The sequence below is a fragment of the Methylobacterium planeticum genome, assembly GCF_008806345.1.
Lineage (GTDB): Bacteria > Pseudomonadota > Alphaproteobacteria > Rhizobiales > Beijerinckiaceae > Methylobacterium > Methylobacterium planeticum.
This window is the reverse complement of sequence record NZ_VZZJ01000005.1, coordinates 176,110-192,978: the sequence shown is the minus strand read 5'-3', so window position 1 is coordinate 192,978 and position 16,869 is coordinate 176,110. Positions and strand designations below refer to the sequence as shown.

Here is a 16,869-nt window from a genome sequence, read left to right as displayed (position 1 = left end):
GTCCGTGGTCTCTTGCGCCGGCCCCCTTGCAACGCCGCCGACAAGGCGGCCCTCCGCCTCGCCCGCTGCGGGCGGCCCGTGAAGCGGATGCTCGGCGGGGTGGCGGGCTGGCGCCACGAGGGCTTCGCCCGCGCGCCCTAGAACCGCCCGGACGGCCCCCGATCAGGACCCCTCCGGCTCCGCGTACTGGGCCCGGCCGTGCCCGAAGGACCAGTTCTCGGGCTTCACCTCCACGAGGTTGATGAAGACGTCCTCCGGGCGCAGGCCGGGATCGGCCGAGAGCCGCGCCGCGATGGCCCGGTAGAGGGCCCGTTTCTGCGCCGCCGTGCGGGTGTCGTTGCAGGTGATCTGGATGATCACGAGGTCGTCGCTGCGGGGGATGCCGAGATACGCGGCCCCGTACGCGAAGGCGCCCGCCCCGTGCTCGTGGATCATCATGAAGCGGTCGTCCTCCGGCACCCCGAAGGTCTCGCGCATGGCCTCGTAGACCCCGTCCATCAGGGCGGCGTGGTAGGCGGCGGGCTTGCCGGCGCGGAGCGACAGGCGGGTCAGGGGCATCGGGTCACTCCGGGTCGCGGGTGGCGAGGGCGGCCCAGCCGGGCCGGGCGAGGTGCAGGATCTCGTAGGCGTTCGCCTGTTCCGACCGGGCCGGCGGCTCGGCCGAGAGGGTGAGGCGCAGGAGGCGCCAGGTCCCGGTATCGAGGGCCGAGATCGCGGCGAGGCGACCCTCCCGGGCGAGGGCGGCGCGGTTGCGCTCGGCCTCCGCCGCCCGCAGGGCCCCGAGGCCGGTGCCGGGCGCGACCGGGACCGCCTCGCGGATCAGGGTGCGGGCGGGGCCCGCTTGGGCCGCCCGGGCGTCGAGGGCGAGCCAGCTGTCGATCCGGGGCCGCCCGAAGGTCTCGACCACGCTCGCGAAGCGCGCGTCGGTGAGGAAGTCGAGGGCGGCCCCCGCTTCCCGCCACAGGTAGAGCGAGGCGTAGGCGTTCTCCTCCGCCCCGAGCCGTCCGCGCTCGCGCAGCACGAAGGCCTTGAAGCCGAGGCCGGGGGTCTCGTCCCAGGCGGGCCCCCGCTCGGCGACGCGCCCCCGGATGCGCGCCATTGGGTAATCCGCCGGCAGCCGGTGCCGGTACTGCATGGCCAGCATGTCCTGTCCCCTCGCCGCGCCGATCGCGGCGGGGACGGGCTTGCCAGCCCGGAGAGATTAAGAAAACATATGGCCGTTTATATCTGAGATGAGACTTCGTTATGACGGTGCCGCTGCGGGCCATCGACCTCGACACCGTGCAGGCCTTCGTGCTGGTGGCCGACCTCGGCAGCTTCACCCGCGCCGCCGAGACCCTCGACACCTCGCAGGCGGCGATCAGCCTGAAGCTGAAGCGGCTCGAGGACCGGCTCGGCTGCCGCCTGCTCGAGCGGACGCCCCGGCACGTGCGCCTGTCGCCCGAGGGGGAGCGCTTCCTGGCGCCCGCCCGCGACCTCCTGGAGGCGCATGAGCGGGCGCTCCGCGGGATCGTCCCGGCCCCGCCGGGGCGCCTCGTTCTGGGGATCAGCGACCACGTCGCCGGGCCCGAACTGCCCGGCCTCGTCGCCCGCCTCGCGGCCACGGATCCGGGCCTTGTGATCGAGGTGCGGATCGCCCCCTCGCGGGACCTCGCGGCGGCCTTCGAGCGGGGCGAGATCGACGCCGTGATCGTCCGGCGCGAGGGCGAGCGCCGGGACGGGCGCCTGCTCGCCGAGGAGCGCGTCGGCTGGTTCGCGGCCCCGACCTGGCGCCGGCGCCCGGGCGAGCCCCTGCGCCTCGCGACCCTGGCGGCGCCCTGCGGCGTGCGGGCGGTGGCGACCCGGGCCCTCGACGCGGCCGGGATCCCCTGGACGGAGGTGTTCGTCGGCGGCGGCGTCCTGGCGGTCGGCGCCGCGATCAGCGCGGGGCTCGGGGTGGCGGCGCTCGCCGGGCGGGTGGCGCCGGCGGGCGCGGTCGAGGTCGGGGCGGAACTGGGCCTGCCCGCGCTGCCGCCCTCGCGGGTGGTCCTGCGCACGCGCCTCGCCGATGCCCGGGCGCGGGAGGCCCTGCGCGTCGTCGGCAGCGCCTTCCGCTCCGCGATCCTGCGCTGAGGGCTTCTGCGCCGAGGGGTTCTGCGCCGCATCATTTTACAGCCAGGGGTTGTCGATCGCCCGGGAACCCGTAGCCTCACGGGGTGCCGCCGACCGGAAAATCCCTTTCCGTCCGGGACGGCGGGCGAGGGGGACGGGATGGCCGGCACCGGGGCTGAGGCGGACACCTACAAGTTCGGGATCGAGGAGGAGTTCTTTCTCGCCGATGCGGGCACGCGGGGCACCCCGCGCGAGACCGTGGAGGCCTTCCACGAGGCGGCGCAGGCGGGGCTCGATTCCGTCAGCCGCGAGCTGCTGCAGAGCCAGATCGAGATCTGCACGCCGCCCTCCGGGCGCTTCGCGGAGGCGCGGGCGCGGCTGCAGGGCCTGCGCACCGGGCTCGCGGACCTCGCCGCCCGCCACGATCTCCTGGTCTTCGCCGCCGGCACCCACCCGACCGCGACCTGGGCGAACCAGGCGGGCACCGAGGCCGCCCGCTACCGGGGCATCATGGACGACCTGCGCATGATCGGGCAGCGCACCGTCGTGTGCGGCCTGCACGTCCACGTGGAGGTGCCGCGCCCGGAGGCCCGGATCGACATCGCCAACCGGCTGATGCCGTTCCTGCCCGCGCTGCTGGCCCTCTCCACCGCCTCGCCCTTCTGGCAGGGGCGGCGCACCGGCCTGATGGGCTACCGCCTGCGGGCCTACGCGGAACTGCCGCGCACGGGGCTGCCCGAGCTCTTCGACGACGCGGCCGATTACGGGCGCTACGTCGACGTGATGACCCGGGCCGGCGCCATCGCGGATGCGAGCTTCCTGTGGTGGCACGTCCGGCCCTCCCTCAAGTACCCGACCCTGGAGCTGCGCATCGCCGACAGCTGCACCCGCCTCGACGACACCCTGGCGGTCGCCGCGCTCTACCGCTGCCTGGTGCGCCTGCTCGAGCGCCGGCCCGACCTCAACGCGCGCATGACCGGGGCCTCGCGGGGCTTTGTCATGGAGAACCTGTGGCGGGCCGAGCGCGACGGCGTCCGGGCGGAGCTGATCGACGCGGCGGCGGCGCGGGCCGTGCCGCTGGCCGAGGGGATCGAGGCGATCCTCGGCCTCGTCGAGGCGGATGCCGACGCCCTCGGCTGCCGGCCCGAATGCGAGCGGGCGCGCGCCATCGTGGCCGAGGGGTCGAGCGCCGACCGCCAGGTCGCCCGCTACGAGGCGGCCCTCGGCCGGGGCGAGGCGGCGGCCCTGGCCGAGGTCGTCGACGGCCTCGCGCGGGAAACCGCCGGGGCCCCCTGATGCCATCGCGGGCCCCCGTCTCGCCAAGGGGACCCCCGTCTCGCCAAGGGGGCCCCCGCCCCGCCGGCCCGGTCAGGTCCGCAGGGACAGGCGGTAGGCGTAGCTGTCGCCGCGGAAGAGCCCCTCGACGTACTCGATCATCCGGCCCGTGCCCGCGTAGGAGCGGCGCTTGATCAGGAGGCAGGGGACCGGGGCGTCGAAGCCGAACAGGGTGCATTCCTCGGCGGTCGGGAAGGCCGCCTCGATGGTCTGCTCGCAATGGGTCAGGGCCACGCCCTCCCGGGCGAGGGCGGCGTAGAGGGAGCCCGTCAGGTCGGCCCCGGCAAGGCCCGGGGCGGCGCCGAGGTCGTACCACGCCATCTCGTGGGACAGGGGGATGCCGTCGCCCCGGCGCACCCGGACGAGCTTCAGGAACGGCGTGTTCGAGGGCGCCCCGAACACGGAGGCGATGGCCCGGTCCGGGCCCGCCACCCGCTCCAGGATGTCCGAGGACGGCACCTTGCCGAGCTCCCGCATCTCCTCGGTGAAGCCCTTGAGCCGGTCCATGCCGGGATTGAGGGGCTTGGTCCGGCCCTCGACCACGAAGCCGAGCCGCCCGTGGGCGCTGAGGAGGGCCTGGTCGCGCAGGGTCCCGTAGCAGCGCTTCACCGTGGTGCGGCTGATGCCGAGGGCGTCCGCCAGCACGCGCTCCGCCGGCAGGGTCGCGCCCGCCGCCAGCACCCCGTCGCCGATCAATTGCCGGATCTGCGCCTCGAGCTGCTGGTACATCGGCTGCGCCGTGTCGGTGCGCAGGCGCAGCAGGCTCGCGAGGCTCGGCTGTTGCGGCCCGGTGGGCTCAGAGGCCATCCTGAGGGCCCCTGGCGATCCGCGCGCGGGTTCCGGATCCGGCCGCGGACGGGACCGGAACCCGCCGCCCGGCCGGGGGCCAGGGAGCCAGCCGATGCCGCCCGACACCCCGTCGCCCGAGATCCTGTTGCCCGGAAGCCGTTCGCCGGAGGCCGCCCTGCCCCGGCTGTTCGTGCTGGCGAGCTTCATCGCCGCGAGCGCCATGCGGGTGGGGCGCCTGCCCGAGCCCGGCCAGTCCCTCGAGGCCTCCGCCTACACCTTCGAGGCCGGCGGCAAGGGCCTCAACCTCGCGGTCGCGGCGCGCCGCCTCGGGGCCGCGGTCGACGGCCTCATCGCGGTCGGCAGCGATCCCCTGGCCGCCCTGGCCGAGCCCGCCCTGCGCCGGGCCGGGCTGCCGCCCGGCATGCTGCGCCGCTTCGAGGCGCAGACGGGGGCGGGCATCGGCTTCACGCAGGATGACGGCGAGAACTGCCTCGCGGTCTTCCTCGGGGCCAACCGGCTGCTCGACGCGGCCAGCATCCGCGGGGCCGCGGAGGGGCTCGCGGCGGCCGACCTCGTCCTGGCGCAGTTCGAGGTCGGGGACGCGGCCATCGCCGAGGCCTTCCGGCTCGCCCGGGCGGCCGGCCGGCCCACCCTGCTCAACCCCTCGCCGTTCCGCCCGATCGAGGCCGGGATCCTGCGCGACACCGCGATCCTCGTGGTGAATGCGAGCGAGGCGCGGCTCCTCGCCGCCGCGCTCGACCGGTCCGGGGCGGACGAGGCCGCCCTCGCGGCGGCCCTGCGGGCGCGGGGCCCCGACCTCGTGGTGATCACCCGCGGGGCCGGCGGCGCCACGGCCTACCCGGCCGGCTCGGCACCCCGGCATCAGGCGGCCTTCCCGGTCGCGGCCGTCGACACGCTGGGGGCGGGCGACGCCTTCGCGGCGGGGCTCGCCGTGAGCCTGTCCGAAGGGCGCGGCCTCGCGGAGGCGATGCGCTGGGGCGCGGCCTGCGGCGCCCTCGTGGCGATGCGGCTCGGCGTCTTCGACGCCCTGCCCGACCGGGCGGCGGTCGAGGCCTTCCTGGCGGCGGCGGCTCCCCTCGCCCCGCCCTGACCGAACCTGGCCGCCTCCCCCATCCGATCCCCGCTGCTGATGACACAAATTCTGTTCAATGGCCGTCGGATAAGCCTTTACGCCGTCGCGGCTTGCGAATAAAGTGCCATAAAGTATCCAAAAAAATCCCTGGCACCACGGTGCCCTCAGACCCGATCTCGAACGGGTGCGTCGACCGGTCCCGGGGCGATGCGCGGCGAACGGCGGCTCTGACCTGTGCGAGGGTGTCATGATCGGCATTTCCGATCCGAGGATGGCGGGACGGTTCATGGGCGCGCAGGACGGCGCGATGCCCAGCGTGCTGCTGATGCGGCTCGAGCACGCCGCCGCCCTCGGCCCCTGCGACCGGGCGGCCCTCGCGGCGGCCGTGAGCACGTTCGAGCGGGTCCCGGCCCGCTCGGTCCTGGTCCAGGAGGCCGACCGCCCGCGCACCGGCTACGCCATCGTCGAGGGCTTCGCCTGCCATTACCGGCAGGGCCGCGACGGCAAGCGCCAGATCACCGCCCTGCTCCTGCCGGGCGACCTCTACGATCCGCAGGCGAGCATCCTGGGGGGCGCCGATTACGGCGTCGCGACGCTGACGGGCTGCCTCGTCGCGGCGATCGGGGCCCCGGCCCTGGAGCGGCTGAAGCTCGAGCATCCCCGCATCGCCCGGGCGCTCACCTGGGCGCTCCTGACCGAGGCCAGCACCGCGCGGGAATGGATCGTCGGCCTCGGCACCCGCCCGGCGGGCAAGCGCTTCGCCCACCTGATCTGCGAATTGCAGGCGCGCCTGCAGGCGGTGGGGCTCGCGAGCGAGACGCGCTACCGCCTGCCCCTGACCTGGGAGGACCTCGCCGACACCCTGGGGATCTCCCTCGTGCACATGAACCGGGTCGCCCAGGAATTGCGCGACACCGGCCTGATCATCTTCCGGGACAAGATCCTGACGATCGAGGATCCGGCGCGGCTGCGCGTCTTCGCCGATTTCAACCCGGCCTACCTGCACCTGACGCCGCCCGCGGCCTGAGGCCGGGGCCCGCCCCGCTCCCCCGGGGCCGCGACCGGCAGGATCGTGCATTGCCGCCCCGCCGCGGGGCAGGGCACGGGATCCTGGCACGGGATCCTGGCGCGGGATCCTGGCGCGGTTTGGCGGGGAGAACGCTTTCGAAAGCGAAACGGGGCGCTGCCATCGGGCCGCGCCCGCCCTATCCTCCCGGATTGCGACGCCCCCCGCTCCGACCGCCGAGGCCCCCCGCCGTGACACGTCCCCCCGACCGGACCGAGATGACGGGCGTCGAGGCGCGCCGCTCAGCCATCGTGGCGGCGGTGCGCCAGCGCGGCTTCGTCACCATCGAGGCGCTGGCGAGCCAGTTCGGCGTCACCGTGCAGACCATCCGGCGCGACCTGAACGAGCTCAGCGCGGAGGGGCGGCTCGAGCGCTACCGGGGCGGGGGCGGCCTGCCCTCCAGCGTCGAGAACATCGACTACGCCGACCGCCGCATCACCCTCTCGGCGGAGAAGACCCGGATCGGGCGCCTCGCCGCCCGCCACATCCCCTCCCACTGCTCGGTCTTCATCAACATCGGCACCACCCCGGAGGCGGTGGCGCGGGAGCTGATGCGGCACGACGACCTCAGCGTCATCACCAACAACCTCAACGTCGCGATCTCCCTGGCCGAGGCCACCGAGTTCCGCATCGTCGTGGCCGGCGGCACCGTGCGCAACCGGGACGGCGCCGTGCTGGGGCAGCTCACCTGCGACACGCTCAGCCAGTTCCGGGTCGACGTCGCGGTGATCGGCACCAGCGGCATCGACGCCGACGGGGCGCTGCTCGACTACGATTACGAGGAGGTGCGGGCGACCCAGACCATCCTGGCCCAGGCCCGCAGGACCTTCCTGGTGGCCGACCACACCAAGTTCACCCGCCGCCCGATGGTGCAGGTCGGCCGCATCGCGCAGATCGACACCTTCTTCACCGACCGGCCCCCGCCCCCGGAGATCGCCGCCCTGATGGAGCGCCACGGGGTCGGGCTGGCGATCGCCGACGCCCGGGACTGAGCGATACCGAAAGTTCTGATTTTCTCTTGCGAAAATTGCCCGAGGGAGCAATATCCTGCCAACCGGCGATTCGATCGGGACGGGAGGTGGACCTTGGCGGCAGCTGCGCACGATCCGGCCGGAGCCTACGACCTGCTCGTCATCGGCGGCGGCATCAACGGCACCGGCATCGCCCGCGACGCGGCGGGGCGGGGCCTCAGGGTCCTGCTGTGCGAGCGCGGCGACCTCGCCGAGTTCACCTCCTCGTCCAGCACGAAGCTGATCCACGGCGGCCTGCGCTACCTCGAATATTACGAGTTCCGCCTCGTGCGCGAGGCGCTGGCGGAGCGCGAGCGCCTGCTGCGGCTCGCCCCCCACATCATCTGGCCCCTGCGCTTCGTGCTGCCCCACGACGAGGGGCTGCGGCCGGCCTGGATGCTGCGGGTCGGGCTGTTCCTCTACGACCACCTGGCCCGGCTGCGAACGCTGCCGGGCTCCAGGATGGTTCGCTTGCGAACATCCCCGGTCGGCGCGCCGCTGCAGGCCCGCCTGACCCGGGGCTTCCTCTATTCGGATTGCTGGGTCGAGGACAGCCGCCTCGTGGTGCTCAACGCCATGGACGCGCAGGCCCGGGGCGCCGAGATCCGCACCCGCACCGGCGTCGAGGCGGCCCGGCGCCAGGGGGAGGGCTGGATCGCGACCCTGCGGGACGGCGCCAGCGGCCGCAGCGAGACGGTGCGGGCGACGGCGGTCGTCAACGCGGCCGGCCCCTGGGTCAGCGAGACCCTGGGGGGCACGCTGGGCATCGACAGCCGCGCGGCGGTGCGGCTGATCAAGGGCAGCCACATCGTGGTGCCCAGGCTCTACGAGGGCGAGCAGGCCTACATCCTGCAGCAGCCCGACACGCGCATCATCTTCGCGATCCCCTACGAGCGCGACTTCACGCTGATCGGCACCACCGACGTGCCCTACGAGGCCGAGCCCGGCCCCGTCGCGATCTCGCCCGAGGAAACGCGCTACCTCTGCGACTGCATCAACCGCTCCTTTGCCAGGCGAATCGGCCCCGAGGACGTGGTCTGGAGCTATTCGGGGGTGCGCCCGCTCTACGACGACGCGGCGGCCAACGCCTCGGCGGTGACCCGGGACTACGTCCTCGACGTCGCGGAGGCGGACGGAACGCGGCCCGCGCTCTCGGTCTTCGGCGGCAAGATCACGACCTACCGGCGCCTCGCCGAGCACGCCATCGAGAAGCTGAAGCCCTACTTCCCCGGCCTCGCGCCGGCCTGGACCGGCGACGCGCCGCTGCCCGGCGGCGCCATGCCGGGGGCGGATTTCGACGCCTTCCTGGCCGCGCTGCGGCGGGAGGCGCCCTTCCTGCCGGACGAGACCGCCCGGCGCCTCGCCCGCGCCTACGGCACCAACGCGCGGGAGATCCTCCGCGGCGCCCGCAGCCTCGCCGACCTCGGCGAGGCCTTCGACGGCGGCCTCACGGGGGCGGAGGTCGATTACCTCGTGCGCCACGAATGGGCGCGCACCCCCGACGACATCCTCTGGCGCCGCTCGAAGCTTGGCCTGCGCACGGGCCCCGACAGCGCGGCCCGCCTCGCCGCCCACCTCACCCGCGGCCGGGCCGAGGCGGCCTGAGCCGCGGCCGCGGCCGCCTCACCATCGGCGGGCAGCCGGCACCAAGACCGGCCCCGTCCCCATCACAGCCTTCAACAGGGAGGGCCAGTCCTATGAGCCAGTATGTCGGCGCCATCGACCAGGGGACCACGAGCAGCCGCTTCATCGTGTTCGACCGCGCGGGGCGCATCATCGTGTGCAAGCAGCGCGAGCACGCGCAGATCTACCCGCGCCCCGGCCAGGTCGAGCACGACCCGCGCGAGATCTGGACCAACACCCAGGCGGTGATGCGCGAGGCGCTCGACGAGGCCGGGCTCGAGCCGAGCAGCCTCCTGTCGGTCGGCATCACCAACCAGCGCGAGACCACCCTGATCTGGGACCGGCGCACGGGCGAGCCCCTGCACAACGCCCTGGTCTGGCAGGACACTCGCAACGACCGCCTCGTCGCCGAGTTCGCCCGGGAGGGCGGGCGCGACCGCTTCCGCGGCATCACCGGCCTGCCGCTGGCGAGCTACTTCTCGGGCCTCAAGCTGCGCTGGCTCCTCGACCATGTCGAGGGCGCGCGGGAGAAGGCGGAGGCCGGCGACGTCCTGTTCGGCAACATCGACACCTGGCTCGTCTGGAACCTCACGGGGGGCCCGGACGGGGGGCTCCACCTCACCGACGTGACGAATGCGAGCCGCACCCAGCTCATGGCCCTCGACACCCTGGCCTGGGACGACGGCATGCTGGCGGCCTTCGGCATCCCGCGGGCGATGCTGCCCGGGATCGTCTCCTCCTCGCAGGTCTACGGCGAGACCAAGGCGCCCTTCGCGGGCGTGCCGATCGCCGGCATCCTGGGGGACCAGCAGGCGGCCCTGTTCGGCCAGACCTGCTTCCAGCCCGGCGAGGCCAAGAACACCTACGGCACCGGCTGCTTCGCCCTGATGAACACCGGCGAGGCGCCCGTGCCCTCGACCTGCGGCCTCGTCACCACGGTGGGCTACAAGCTCGACGGCAAGCCGGCGGTCTACGCCCTCGAGGGCTCCATCGCCATCACGGGCGCCCTGGTGCAGTGGCTGCGCGACAATCTCGGGATGATCCGCGACAGCGCCGAGGTCGAGACCCTGGCGGCCACCGTCGCGGACAACGGCGACGTCTACTTCGTGCCGGCCTTCTCGGGCCTCTACGCGCCGCACTGGAACGAGGGCGCGCGCGGCCTGATCATCGGGCTCACCCGCTACGCCAACAGGGGTCACATCGCCCGCGCCTGCCTGGAGGCCACCGCCTTCCAGACCCGCGAGGTGCTGGAGGCGATGGAGACGGATTCGGGCATCCCCGTGCGGGAACTGCGCTCGGACGGCGGCATGGTGGCCAACCGCACCCTGATGCAGTTCCAGGCCGACATCCTCGACGTGCCGGTGGTGCGCCCGCAGGTCGCCGAGACCACGGCGCTCGGCGCGGCCTACGCGGCCGGCCTCGCCACCGGCTACTGGAACAGCCTCGACGACCTCGTCCGGAACTGGGGCGTCGACCAGCGCTGGGAGCCCGACATGGACCCCGCCCAGCGCCGCCGCATCGTCTCGGCCTGGGGCCGCGCCGTGAAGCGCTCCTTCGACTGGACCGTCCAGGAGGATTGAGAGGCTTCGCGCGGGAGGGTTTTCGCGGGAGGGCGGACCGCGCGCAAAAGCCCGCTCCCGGACCCGAGGCGCGGCGCGCCCGCGCTCCCGGGGCCCCGCGACGCCGGCGGCGGCGCAACCAGACCCAGAACCCTGATCAACCGGAGGACATGCCATGACGCCCCCCTTCACCTCCCCGTTCCTGGGCGAGCTTCTCGGCACGATGGTGCTGATCATCCTGGGCAACGGCGTGGTCGCGGGCGCGCTCCTGCGCGGCTCGAAGGCCGAGGGGGCGGGCTGGATCGCGATCACGGCCGGCTGGGCCTTCGCGGTGCTGGCCGGCATCTTCGTGGCCACCGCCACCGGCAGCCCCGACGCCCACATCAACCCCGCCGTGACGCTCGCCGGCGCCATCGTGTCCGGCGACTGGTCGAAGCTGCCGGTCTACGTGCCGGCCCAGATGCTCGGCGCGTTCCTGGGCGCCACCGTGGTCTGGCTGCACTACCTGCCCCACTGGGGCGCCACCGAGGACGAGGGCCTGAAGCGGGCCTGCTTCTGCACCGCGCCGGCGATCCGCCGGGCCCCCGACAACTGGATGAGCGAGATCATCGGCACCTTCGTGCTGATCCTGATCATCAGCGCCCTCCTGTCGAAGGCGGTGGGCGCGGCGGGCAGCATCCCGACCGGGCTCGCCCCCTACCTCGTCGGCATGGTGGTCTGGGGCATCGGATTGTCGCTCGGCGGCACCACCGGCTACGCCATCAACCCCGCCCGCGACCTCGGCCCCCGCCTCGCCCACGCGGTGCTGCCGATCGCCGGCAAGGGCGATTCGGACTGGGGCTACGCCCTGATCCCGGTCGCCGGGCCGGCGGTCGGCGCCGCGGTGGCCGCCCTCGTGGTGCGCGGGCTCGGGATCTGAGCCCGCACGGGCGCGCGATCCGAGTCCGCAGGGGTTCGGGATCCGAGTTCGCGACGGGCGCGCGATCCGAGCCCGCACGGGCTCGCGATCCGAGTTCGCGACGGGCGCGCGATCCGAGCCCGCGTCAGGGCGTGCGCGCCGTCGGCGGCGCGGCCTGGGGGCACTCGGCCGGGCGCGGGCCCTTGTCGTAGCCGACCGGGTCGCAGGCGGGGATCGCGGGCTTACCCGCCGCGTCCTCCCCGGCAGTCCGGAACTGGCCGGTGGCGCGCAGCGCCAGCACCGCCACCGCGACGGTGATCAGGAGGGCGACCGCGAGGAGCGCGATCCAGCGAAATCCAGTCATGGCCAGGTCCGTTGCTGAAGTCCGTTGCTGAGGTCCGTTGCTGAGGCCCCCTGCTCCAATCCGCCCCGGCCCTCCGGGATCCATGCCGCCGAGGGCGCCTCGTCTCGCCGGTCCGGAAGACGGCATCGCGCCCCCCGCGCCGGCTCCGCCAGCCGCGGCGCCATCCCGGGTGCGCAATGGCGACCCGGAACGCCGTGACGCGGACGGTGCGCCCCACCTCTCCCGTCCGGGAGAGGTCGAATGCGCGGCACGCGCACCGGGTGAGGGGTGCGACCCCTCCGGACAAGGCGCCTCCCTCACCCCAACCCTCTCCCGGACGGGAGAGGGGGCGCGTCGTGCTGCCCGCGCCGACCACGGAACCACACATCACTCCGGACGGGCGAGGGCACGCGGCGGATCCGGACCCCAGCCCCGGCACGGCGCGCGCCCTTGCTCCGGCCTAGAGGAGGAACTTCTCTACTTGCCGTGTAGCGTTGGAAGATTCGTCCAAGTTCCTGAGGAAAAACGCCGAAAGCCATCCATTGCTTTGGGGGGTCGCTCCACGACATGAGTGGACGACCCCGAATGTACGGCCCCGATCATGTCCGAGACCCATTTCGACCCCTTCGGCGAGCCGGTGGCCCAGGCCCCGCGCGGCGAGGCCGTGGCGCCCGCGGCGGGCTCGGCCGGGCTGATGCGGGCCGGCACCGCCCTGTTCTGGCTGCTCGTGGTCGGGATCCTGACGGCGCGGGTCGCCTATTTCGATCCGGATTTCGCCGAGCGCTTCGGCAGCTTCGCGGCCCTCTCGAACACCCTCCAGGCCTTGCTGAACGGCTGAGGGCGCGTCAGCCCGGCAGCCTGGCCGCCTCGAGGATGCGCCGGGCGATGCCCGGGTAATCGCCGTCGAAATGGTGGCCGCCCTCCAGGCGCAGGCGGCGCACGGCGTCGAGGGCGGCGTCGGTGCAGCCCGGCTCCTTCTCGGCCGAGCCGTAGAGGCAGAGCACCTTCTCGGCGGGCATCGCGGCGATCTGCGGCACCACCGCGTGCGCGCCCCCGAGGCCGAGCCAGCCCTTGACCGAGACGCTGAAGCCCGTGGTGCGGCCGGGCCCGAGCAGGGCCACGAGGCCGATCCGGTTCTGCAGGTCGCGGCCGAGATGGGGCCAGGCGAAGGGGAAGACGTCGGCCCCGAAGGAGTAGCCGAGCACCAGCACCGGCAGCCGGCCGCCCGGATCGGCCGCGCGCACGATCGCGGTGGTGTCGGCCGCCACCGTCTGCGGACTCTTGTCGGACCAGAAGTAGCGCAGGGCGTCGACGCCCACGACGTGCACGCCCTGGCGGGCCAGCCACTCGCCGATGGTCTTGTCGATGTCGCGCCAGCCCCCGTCGCCCGAGAAGAACACCGCCAGCGCCCGGGGCGTGCCCGCGGCCGGGTGGTCCACCAGGGGCAGCGCGCCGGTGCCCGCATCCTGCGCCGCGAGGGCCGCCGCGGCGTCGACCGCCCGCTGCAGCCGGGCCTCGTCCTCGGCCACCCGGATGGTCTCGGGAACCAGGGTGCCGCGCCGGGCCCCGGGCGTCCCAGGGGGCGTCTCACGGGGCGTCTCACGGGGCGTCCCAAGGGGCGTCCCAAGGGGCGTCTCACGGGGCGCCCCGCCGGGGACCGGCCGGGCGGCCGGCGCCGCGGGGACGTCGCCCGTGACGAACACCATCGCGGCCTGGAGGGGCGCGGCGCGGTCGTAGCGGAAGCCGCCCGCGGGGGCGGGCACCGCCGGGGCGCCGTCGCAGGTCGGCCGGGCGGTCTCCAGGGTCTCCGCCGGGTCGAGGGCGACGCCCCCCGCCACGGTGGCGGCCAGCGCCTGGCCCATGACGGCGTGGACCAGGGCGCCGCCCTCCCCCGTGCCGATCAGCACCGGGTGGAAGTAGCGGCTCGCCTTGAGGGCCCGCTGGGTCTCCTTCGAGAGGTCCTCGACATCCGACATCGGGCGGATGCAGGGGCCGGCATCGCGGTCGAGCCCGGCGCGCCAGGTCTCGGGATCCAGGCGGAGCACCATCAGGCCGCGCCGGAGCAGCGCCCGCGCCAGGGCCTCCCCCCGTCCCTCGGGGGCGTCCCGGCCCTCGGGGGCGTCCCGGCCCGTCACCAGCATGGCGAGGCCGACGGGGGCGCCGGCCGGCATCGCCACCGGCACGTCCCGGAAATGCGCCGAGGCGACCCGGACCGGGTTGGCGGCAGCGATGTGGGTCGGCGCGGGCGGGCGCGAGGCCAGGAGCAGGGCGAGGCCGGCGGCGGCCACCGCCCCGAGGCCGAGGATCAGCCGGATCCGCGGCGGCCCGCCCCCGGGGATCATCGCCGGATCAGCCCCAGCGGCGAGCCGTTGACCAGGGTCGCGACGTCGAGGAGCGCCTTCGGGGTGCCGAGGCCGCCGGGGCAGATCAGGTAATAGGGCGTCCAGACCGGATCGAACTTCTGCTTGAAGGCCCGCAGCCCGTCGAAGCTGTAGAGGTCGGCCCCGCGCCGGTACAGGAAGGCGCCGAAGCGGTTCCAGCGCGAGGCCAGCCGGCGGTCGTCGAGGCCCGACAGGGGCGCGGCCCCGAGGTTGAACCAGCGGTAGCCCTCCGCCTTGGCGGCGAGCAGGAGGTTGGCGAACAGCGCGTCCATGATCACCCGCGAGGCGTCGGGGGTGTAGCGGATCAGGTCGATCGCCATCTCGTGCCGGTCGGCCCCGCGCCAGAGATTGGCGAAGGCGACGATGCGGCCGGCCTTGCGCATCACCGCGAGGTCGAACTCGGCGAGGTAGGCCGGGTCGAAGACGCCGAGGGAGAAGCGCTTCTCGCTGCCCGATTTCAGCGCCAGCCAGGCATCCGAGACGGCGCGCAGCTCCGGCATCGCCTCCGGCACCGCGGACCGGGGCAGGATTGCGAAGGTCAGCCCCTCCTTCTCGGCCCGGCGGGCGCCGTAGCGCAGGTCGTGGCGGGCCGGGCCCTTCAGGGAGAACGCCGCGAGGGGCACGCGGGCGACCTCGCCGAGCTTGAGGGCGGCGAGCCCCATGTCGAGGAAGAGGGGCAGGTTCTCGGGGCCGACCCCGTAGAAGACCGGGCGCGCGGCGGCCCGGTCGGCGTGCTCCCGGAAGGCCCAGGCGAGCTCGGCCGCGCGGCTTTCCGGGCCGACCGGCTCGCCGAGCGCCACGAGGCTGCGGCCGGCGCGGGCATACATGACGAAGCCCTGCCCGTCGGCGGAGGTGATGAACTGCTTGTCGCCGAGGAGCGCCAGCGAAGCGGCGGCGCCGGGCGCCCGGGCCACGGCCGCGCGCACCGCCGGCGGGATCCCGGCCTCCGCCCCGGCCGCGAGGCCGCGCCGGTTGACCGCGCTGTCGAAGCCGATCGCGGCCACGCCCGCCATCAGGGCGAAGGAGGCGCGCAGGAGGCTCGGGGCGTCCCCGTCCCAGGCGACCTGCCACCAGAGCGCGTCCGCGTCGGCGCAGTGGCGCCAGAGGACGAAGCCGAGCCCGATCGCGGCCGCCACCAGGGCGGCCGCCCCCGCGAGCCCGGTCGGGCGCCAGGCCAGGCTCGCCACCGAGACCGAGCGGGCCGCCAGGGAATGGGCCGAGAGCGAGCGGCCGAGGAAGGGGTTCACCTGCGGGCAGCGGTAGAACGAGGCGCGGAACACCGCCAGGAGCGCCGCCAGGGTCCCGAGGAGGAGCGCCTCCTCCCAGTCGAGGCCCTTGCCGAGGGAGAAGGCGGCGCCGAGGACGAGCAGGGTCAGGGCGTAGCGCCAGGCCCGGGCGAGGCGGCGGTTGAGGCCGCGGGCCAGGACCAGCAGGGCGAGGCCGACGAGGCTCGCGGCGAAGTGGGAGGCCTCCACGAAGGGCAGCGGCACCACCTGCGACAGGATCTCGATCCGGGTCGCGAGGTCCCGGGTGGCGCCGGAGGCGAGGAGCACGAGGCCCCCCGTCAGCGCGATGCCGGCGGCGGCGCGGGGCACCATCGGCTCGAGGAAGCGGCCGAGGGCCCGGGCGGGCGCGGCGACCAGGGCCCGGCGGCGCAGGCCCTCGACGAGGGCGAGGCCGAGGAGCGCCGCCCCGAAGGGCAGCAGCGTGTAGACGATCCGGTAGGCGAGGAGGCCCCCGATCACGTCGGCCCGGCCGGTGACGCCGAGGCTCGCGATCAGGGTCGCCTCGAAGGCGCCGAGGCCCCCCGGGGCGTGGCTGGCGATGCCGACCACGGTGGCCGCCACGTAGATCAGCGCGAAGGCCGGGAAGCTCCCGACCGCGTCCGCCGGCAGGAGCACGTAGAGGGTCGCGGCCGCCGCCGTGAGGTCGACGATTCCGGCCCCGATCTGGACGAGGGCCGCCCGGGTGGTGGGCAGGCGCAGGCTGGCGCGGCCGAGGCGGAGCACGCGCTCGCGCGCCCCGAGCCAGGCCACGAGGCCGATCACGAGGCTGAGGATCGTGGCGCCCGCGGCCCTGTGCAGGACCGGGTGCAGCCCCGGCAGCCCGGGCAGGTTCGGCGGCCCGACGAGGAGCGCCAGCGCAGTCATGGTGACGAGGGAGACGAGGAGGGCGAACCACGAGGCGCCGAGCACCCGGCCGACATCCGCGATGGCGACCGCGCGGGGGCCGTAGAGGCGGTAGCGCAGGGCCGCCTGCGTCAGGAGCGGGAAGCCGAGGGCGTTCGAGACGGCGTAGCCGGCGGCCCCCGTGGCGGCCGCGAGGGGGCGGGGCAGGCGGCCCGGCGCCACGGTCTCGACGGCCACGAGGTCGTAGAGGCCGATCGCCGCGAAGCTCACGAGGGTGAAGGCGAGGGCGAGGCCGAGGGCCGCGGCGGGGATCTGCGCCAGCGCCCCCGAGACCGCCTCCAGGGTGACGCTGCCGAGGGTCCGGTGGATCACCGCGAGGGCCAGCAGGGTGACGCAGAGCCCCGCCATCGGGGCGATCGCGCGCTTCAGCCGGGCCCGCAGCCCGGGATGGCCCGGGCCGGTCCGCGGCAGGTCGCCCTCCCGGAGGGGCAGGGATTCGGAGCTCGTCGGCATGCGCGTCGTCAAGGTCGGCTGGGCTCGATCCGGGGACCG

Annotated in this window: 16 protein-coding genes; 10 read left to right on the top strand and 6 right to left on the bottom strand. The window is 74.6% G+C overall.

Annotation, left to right across the window (positions count from 1 at the left end; all coding sequences use genetic code 11):
• Window positions 1-12 precede the first annotated feature (12 nt).
• On the top strand, window positions 13-141 hold the full coding sequence (locus tag F6X51_RS28870) for a rhodanese-like domain-containing protein (protein WP_281407634.1): 129 nt from the start codon (window positions 13-15) through the stop codon (window positions 139-141).
• A gap of 21 nt (window positions 142-162) precedes the next feature.
• Here F6X51_RS28870 and F6X51_RS08300 read toward each other — a convergent pair whose 3' ends face one another.
• Together F6X51_RS08300 and F6X51_RS08295 are read right to left on the bottom strand one after the other, a co-directional pair.
• Window positions 163-558: a tautomerase family protein gene (locus F6X51_RS08300; RefSeq protein ID WP_150962757.1), complete on the bottom strand. Its 396-nt coding sequence runs from the start codon at window positions 556-558 to the stop codon at window positions 163-165.
• Window positions 559-562: 4 nt separating this feature from the next.
• The gene (locus F6X51_RS08295; protein ID WP_150962756.1) at window positions 563-1,144 is read right to left on the bottom strand and encodes a DUF4865 family protein; all 582 of its coding nucleotides are present in this window, start codon (window positions 1,142-1,144) and stop codon (window positions 563-565) included.
• A 101-nt stretch (window positions 1,145-1,245) separates the two neighbouring features.
• Between F6X51_RS08295 and F6X51_RS08290 the strand changes: the two genes are divergently transcribed.
• Both F6X51_RS08290 and F6X51_RS08285 read left to right on the top strand, forming a co-directional pair.
• Entirely contained in the window at window positions 1,246-2,112 is an 867-nt protein-coding gene (locus F6X51_RS08290) for a LysR family transcriptional regulator (RefSeq protein ID WP_150962755.1), read from the top strand.
• Window positions 2,113-2,250: 138 nt separating this feature from the next.
• On the top strand, window positions 2,251-3,387 hold the full coding sequence (locus tag F6X51_RS08285; protein WP_150962754.1) for a carboxylate-amine ligase: 1,137 nt from the start codon (window positions 2,251-2,253) through the stop codon (window positions 3,385-3,387).
• Window positions 3,388-3,459: 72 nt separating this feature from the next.
• Here the strand turns inward: F6X51_RS08285 and F6X51_RS08280 are convergent, their stop codons facing one another.
• Complete coding sequence (locus F6X51_RS08280) at window positions 3,460-4,233, bottom strand: GntR family transcriptional regulator (RefSeq protein WP_246696686.1); 774 nt, start codon at window positions 4,231-4,233, stop codon at window positions 3,460-3,462.
• Window positions 4,234-4,327: 94 nt separating this feature from the next.
• On the opposite strand from F6X51_RS08280, the gene F6X51_RS08275 reads away from it, so the two are divergent.
• The 6 genes from F6X51_RS08275 to F6X51_RS08250 all read left to right on the top strand — a co-directional run bounded on the left by F6X51_RS08275 (window position 4,328) and on the right by F6X51_RS08250 (window position 11,485).
• Window positions 4,328-5,326, top strand: coding sequence for a ribokinase (locus F6X51_RS08275; protein WP_150962753.1), 999 nt, complete (start codon window positions 4,328-4,330; stop codon window positions 5,324-5,326).
• Window positions 5,327-5,555: 229 nt separating this feature from the next.
• Window positions 5,556-6,335, top strand: a complete 780-nt coding sequence (locus F6X51_RS08270) for a Crp/Fnr family transcriptional regulator (RefSeq protein ID WP_150962752.1) — start codon at window positions 5,556-5,558, stop codon at window positions 6,333-6,335.
• A gap of 257 nt (window positions 6,336-6,592) precedes the next feature.
• Window positions 6,593-7,366: a DeoR/GlpR family DNA-binding transcription regulator gene (locus F6X51_RS08265; RefSeq protein ID WP_150962884.1), complete on the top strand. Its 774-nt coding sequence runs from the start codon at window positions 6,593-6,595 to the stop codon at window positions 7,364-7,366.
• A gap of 93 nt (window positions 7,367-7,459) precedes the next feature.
• A complete protein-coding gene (glpD, locus tag F6X51_RS08260; protein ID WP_150962751.1) occupies window positions 7,460-8,989 on the top strand; it encodes a glycerol-3-phosphate dehydrogenase in 1,530 nt (509 codons plus the stop codon).
• Between the two features lie 92 nt (window positions 8,990-9,081).
• Complete coding sequence (gene glpK / locus F6X51_RS08255; RefSeq protein ID WP_150962750.1) at window positions 9,082-10,587, top strand: glycerol kinase GlpK; 1,506 nt, start codon at window positions 9,082-9,084, stop codon at window positions 10,585-10,587.
• Between the two features lie 154 nt (window positions 10,588-10,741).
• Window positions 10,742-11,485, top strand: a complete 744-nt coding sequence (locus F6X51_RS08250; RefSeq protein ID WP_150962749.1) for an MIP/aquaporin family protein — start codon at window positions 10,742-10,744, stop codon at window positions 11,483-11,485.
• Window positions 11,486-11,609: 124 nt separating this feature from the next.
• Here F6X51_RS08250 and F6X51_RS08245 read toward each other — a convergent pair whose 3' ends face one another.
• Complete coding sequence (locus F6X51_RS08245; RefSeq protein WP_150962748.1) at window positions 11,610-11,828, bottom strand: molecular chaperone-like protein; 219 nt, start codon at window positions 11,826-11,828, stop codon at window positions 11,610-11,612.
• Window positions 11,829-12,408: 580 nt separating this feature from the next.
• On the opposite strand from F6X51_RS08245, the gene F6X51_RS08235 reads away from it, so the two are divergent.
• Complete coding sequence (locus F6X51_RS08235; protein WP_150962746.1) at window positions 12,409-12,645, top strand: hypothetical protein; 237 nt, start codon at window positions 12,409-12,411, stop codon at window positions 12,643-12,645.
• 7 nt (window positions 12,646-12,652) lie between these two features.
• Here the strand turns inward: F6X51_RS08235 and F6X51_RS28865 are convergent, their stop codons facing one another.
• Window positions 12,653-14,149 carry an AcvB/VirJ family lysyl-phosphatidylglycerol hydrolase gene (locus tag F6X51_RS28865; protein WP_150962745.1) on the bottom strand — a complete coding sequence of 499 codons (1,497 nt, stop codon included), beginning with the start codon at window positions 14,147-14,149 and terminating at the stop codon, window positions 12,653-12,655.
• On the bottom strand, window positions 14,146-16,809 hold the full coding sequence (gene mprF / locus F6X51_RS08225) for a bifunctional lysylphosphatidylglycerol flippase/synthetase MprF (RefSeq protein WP_407658487.1): 2,664 nt from the start codon (window positions 16,807-16,809) through the stop codon (window positions 14,146-14,148). Before mprF ends, F6X51_RS28865 begins: the two co-directional genes overlap by 4 nt.
• Between the last annotated feature and the right edge of the window lie 60 nt (window positions 16,810-16,869).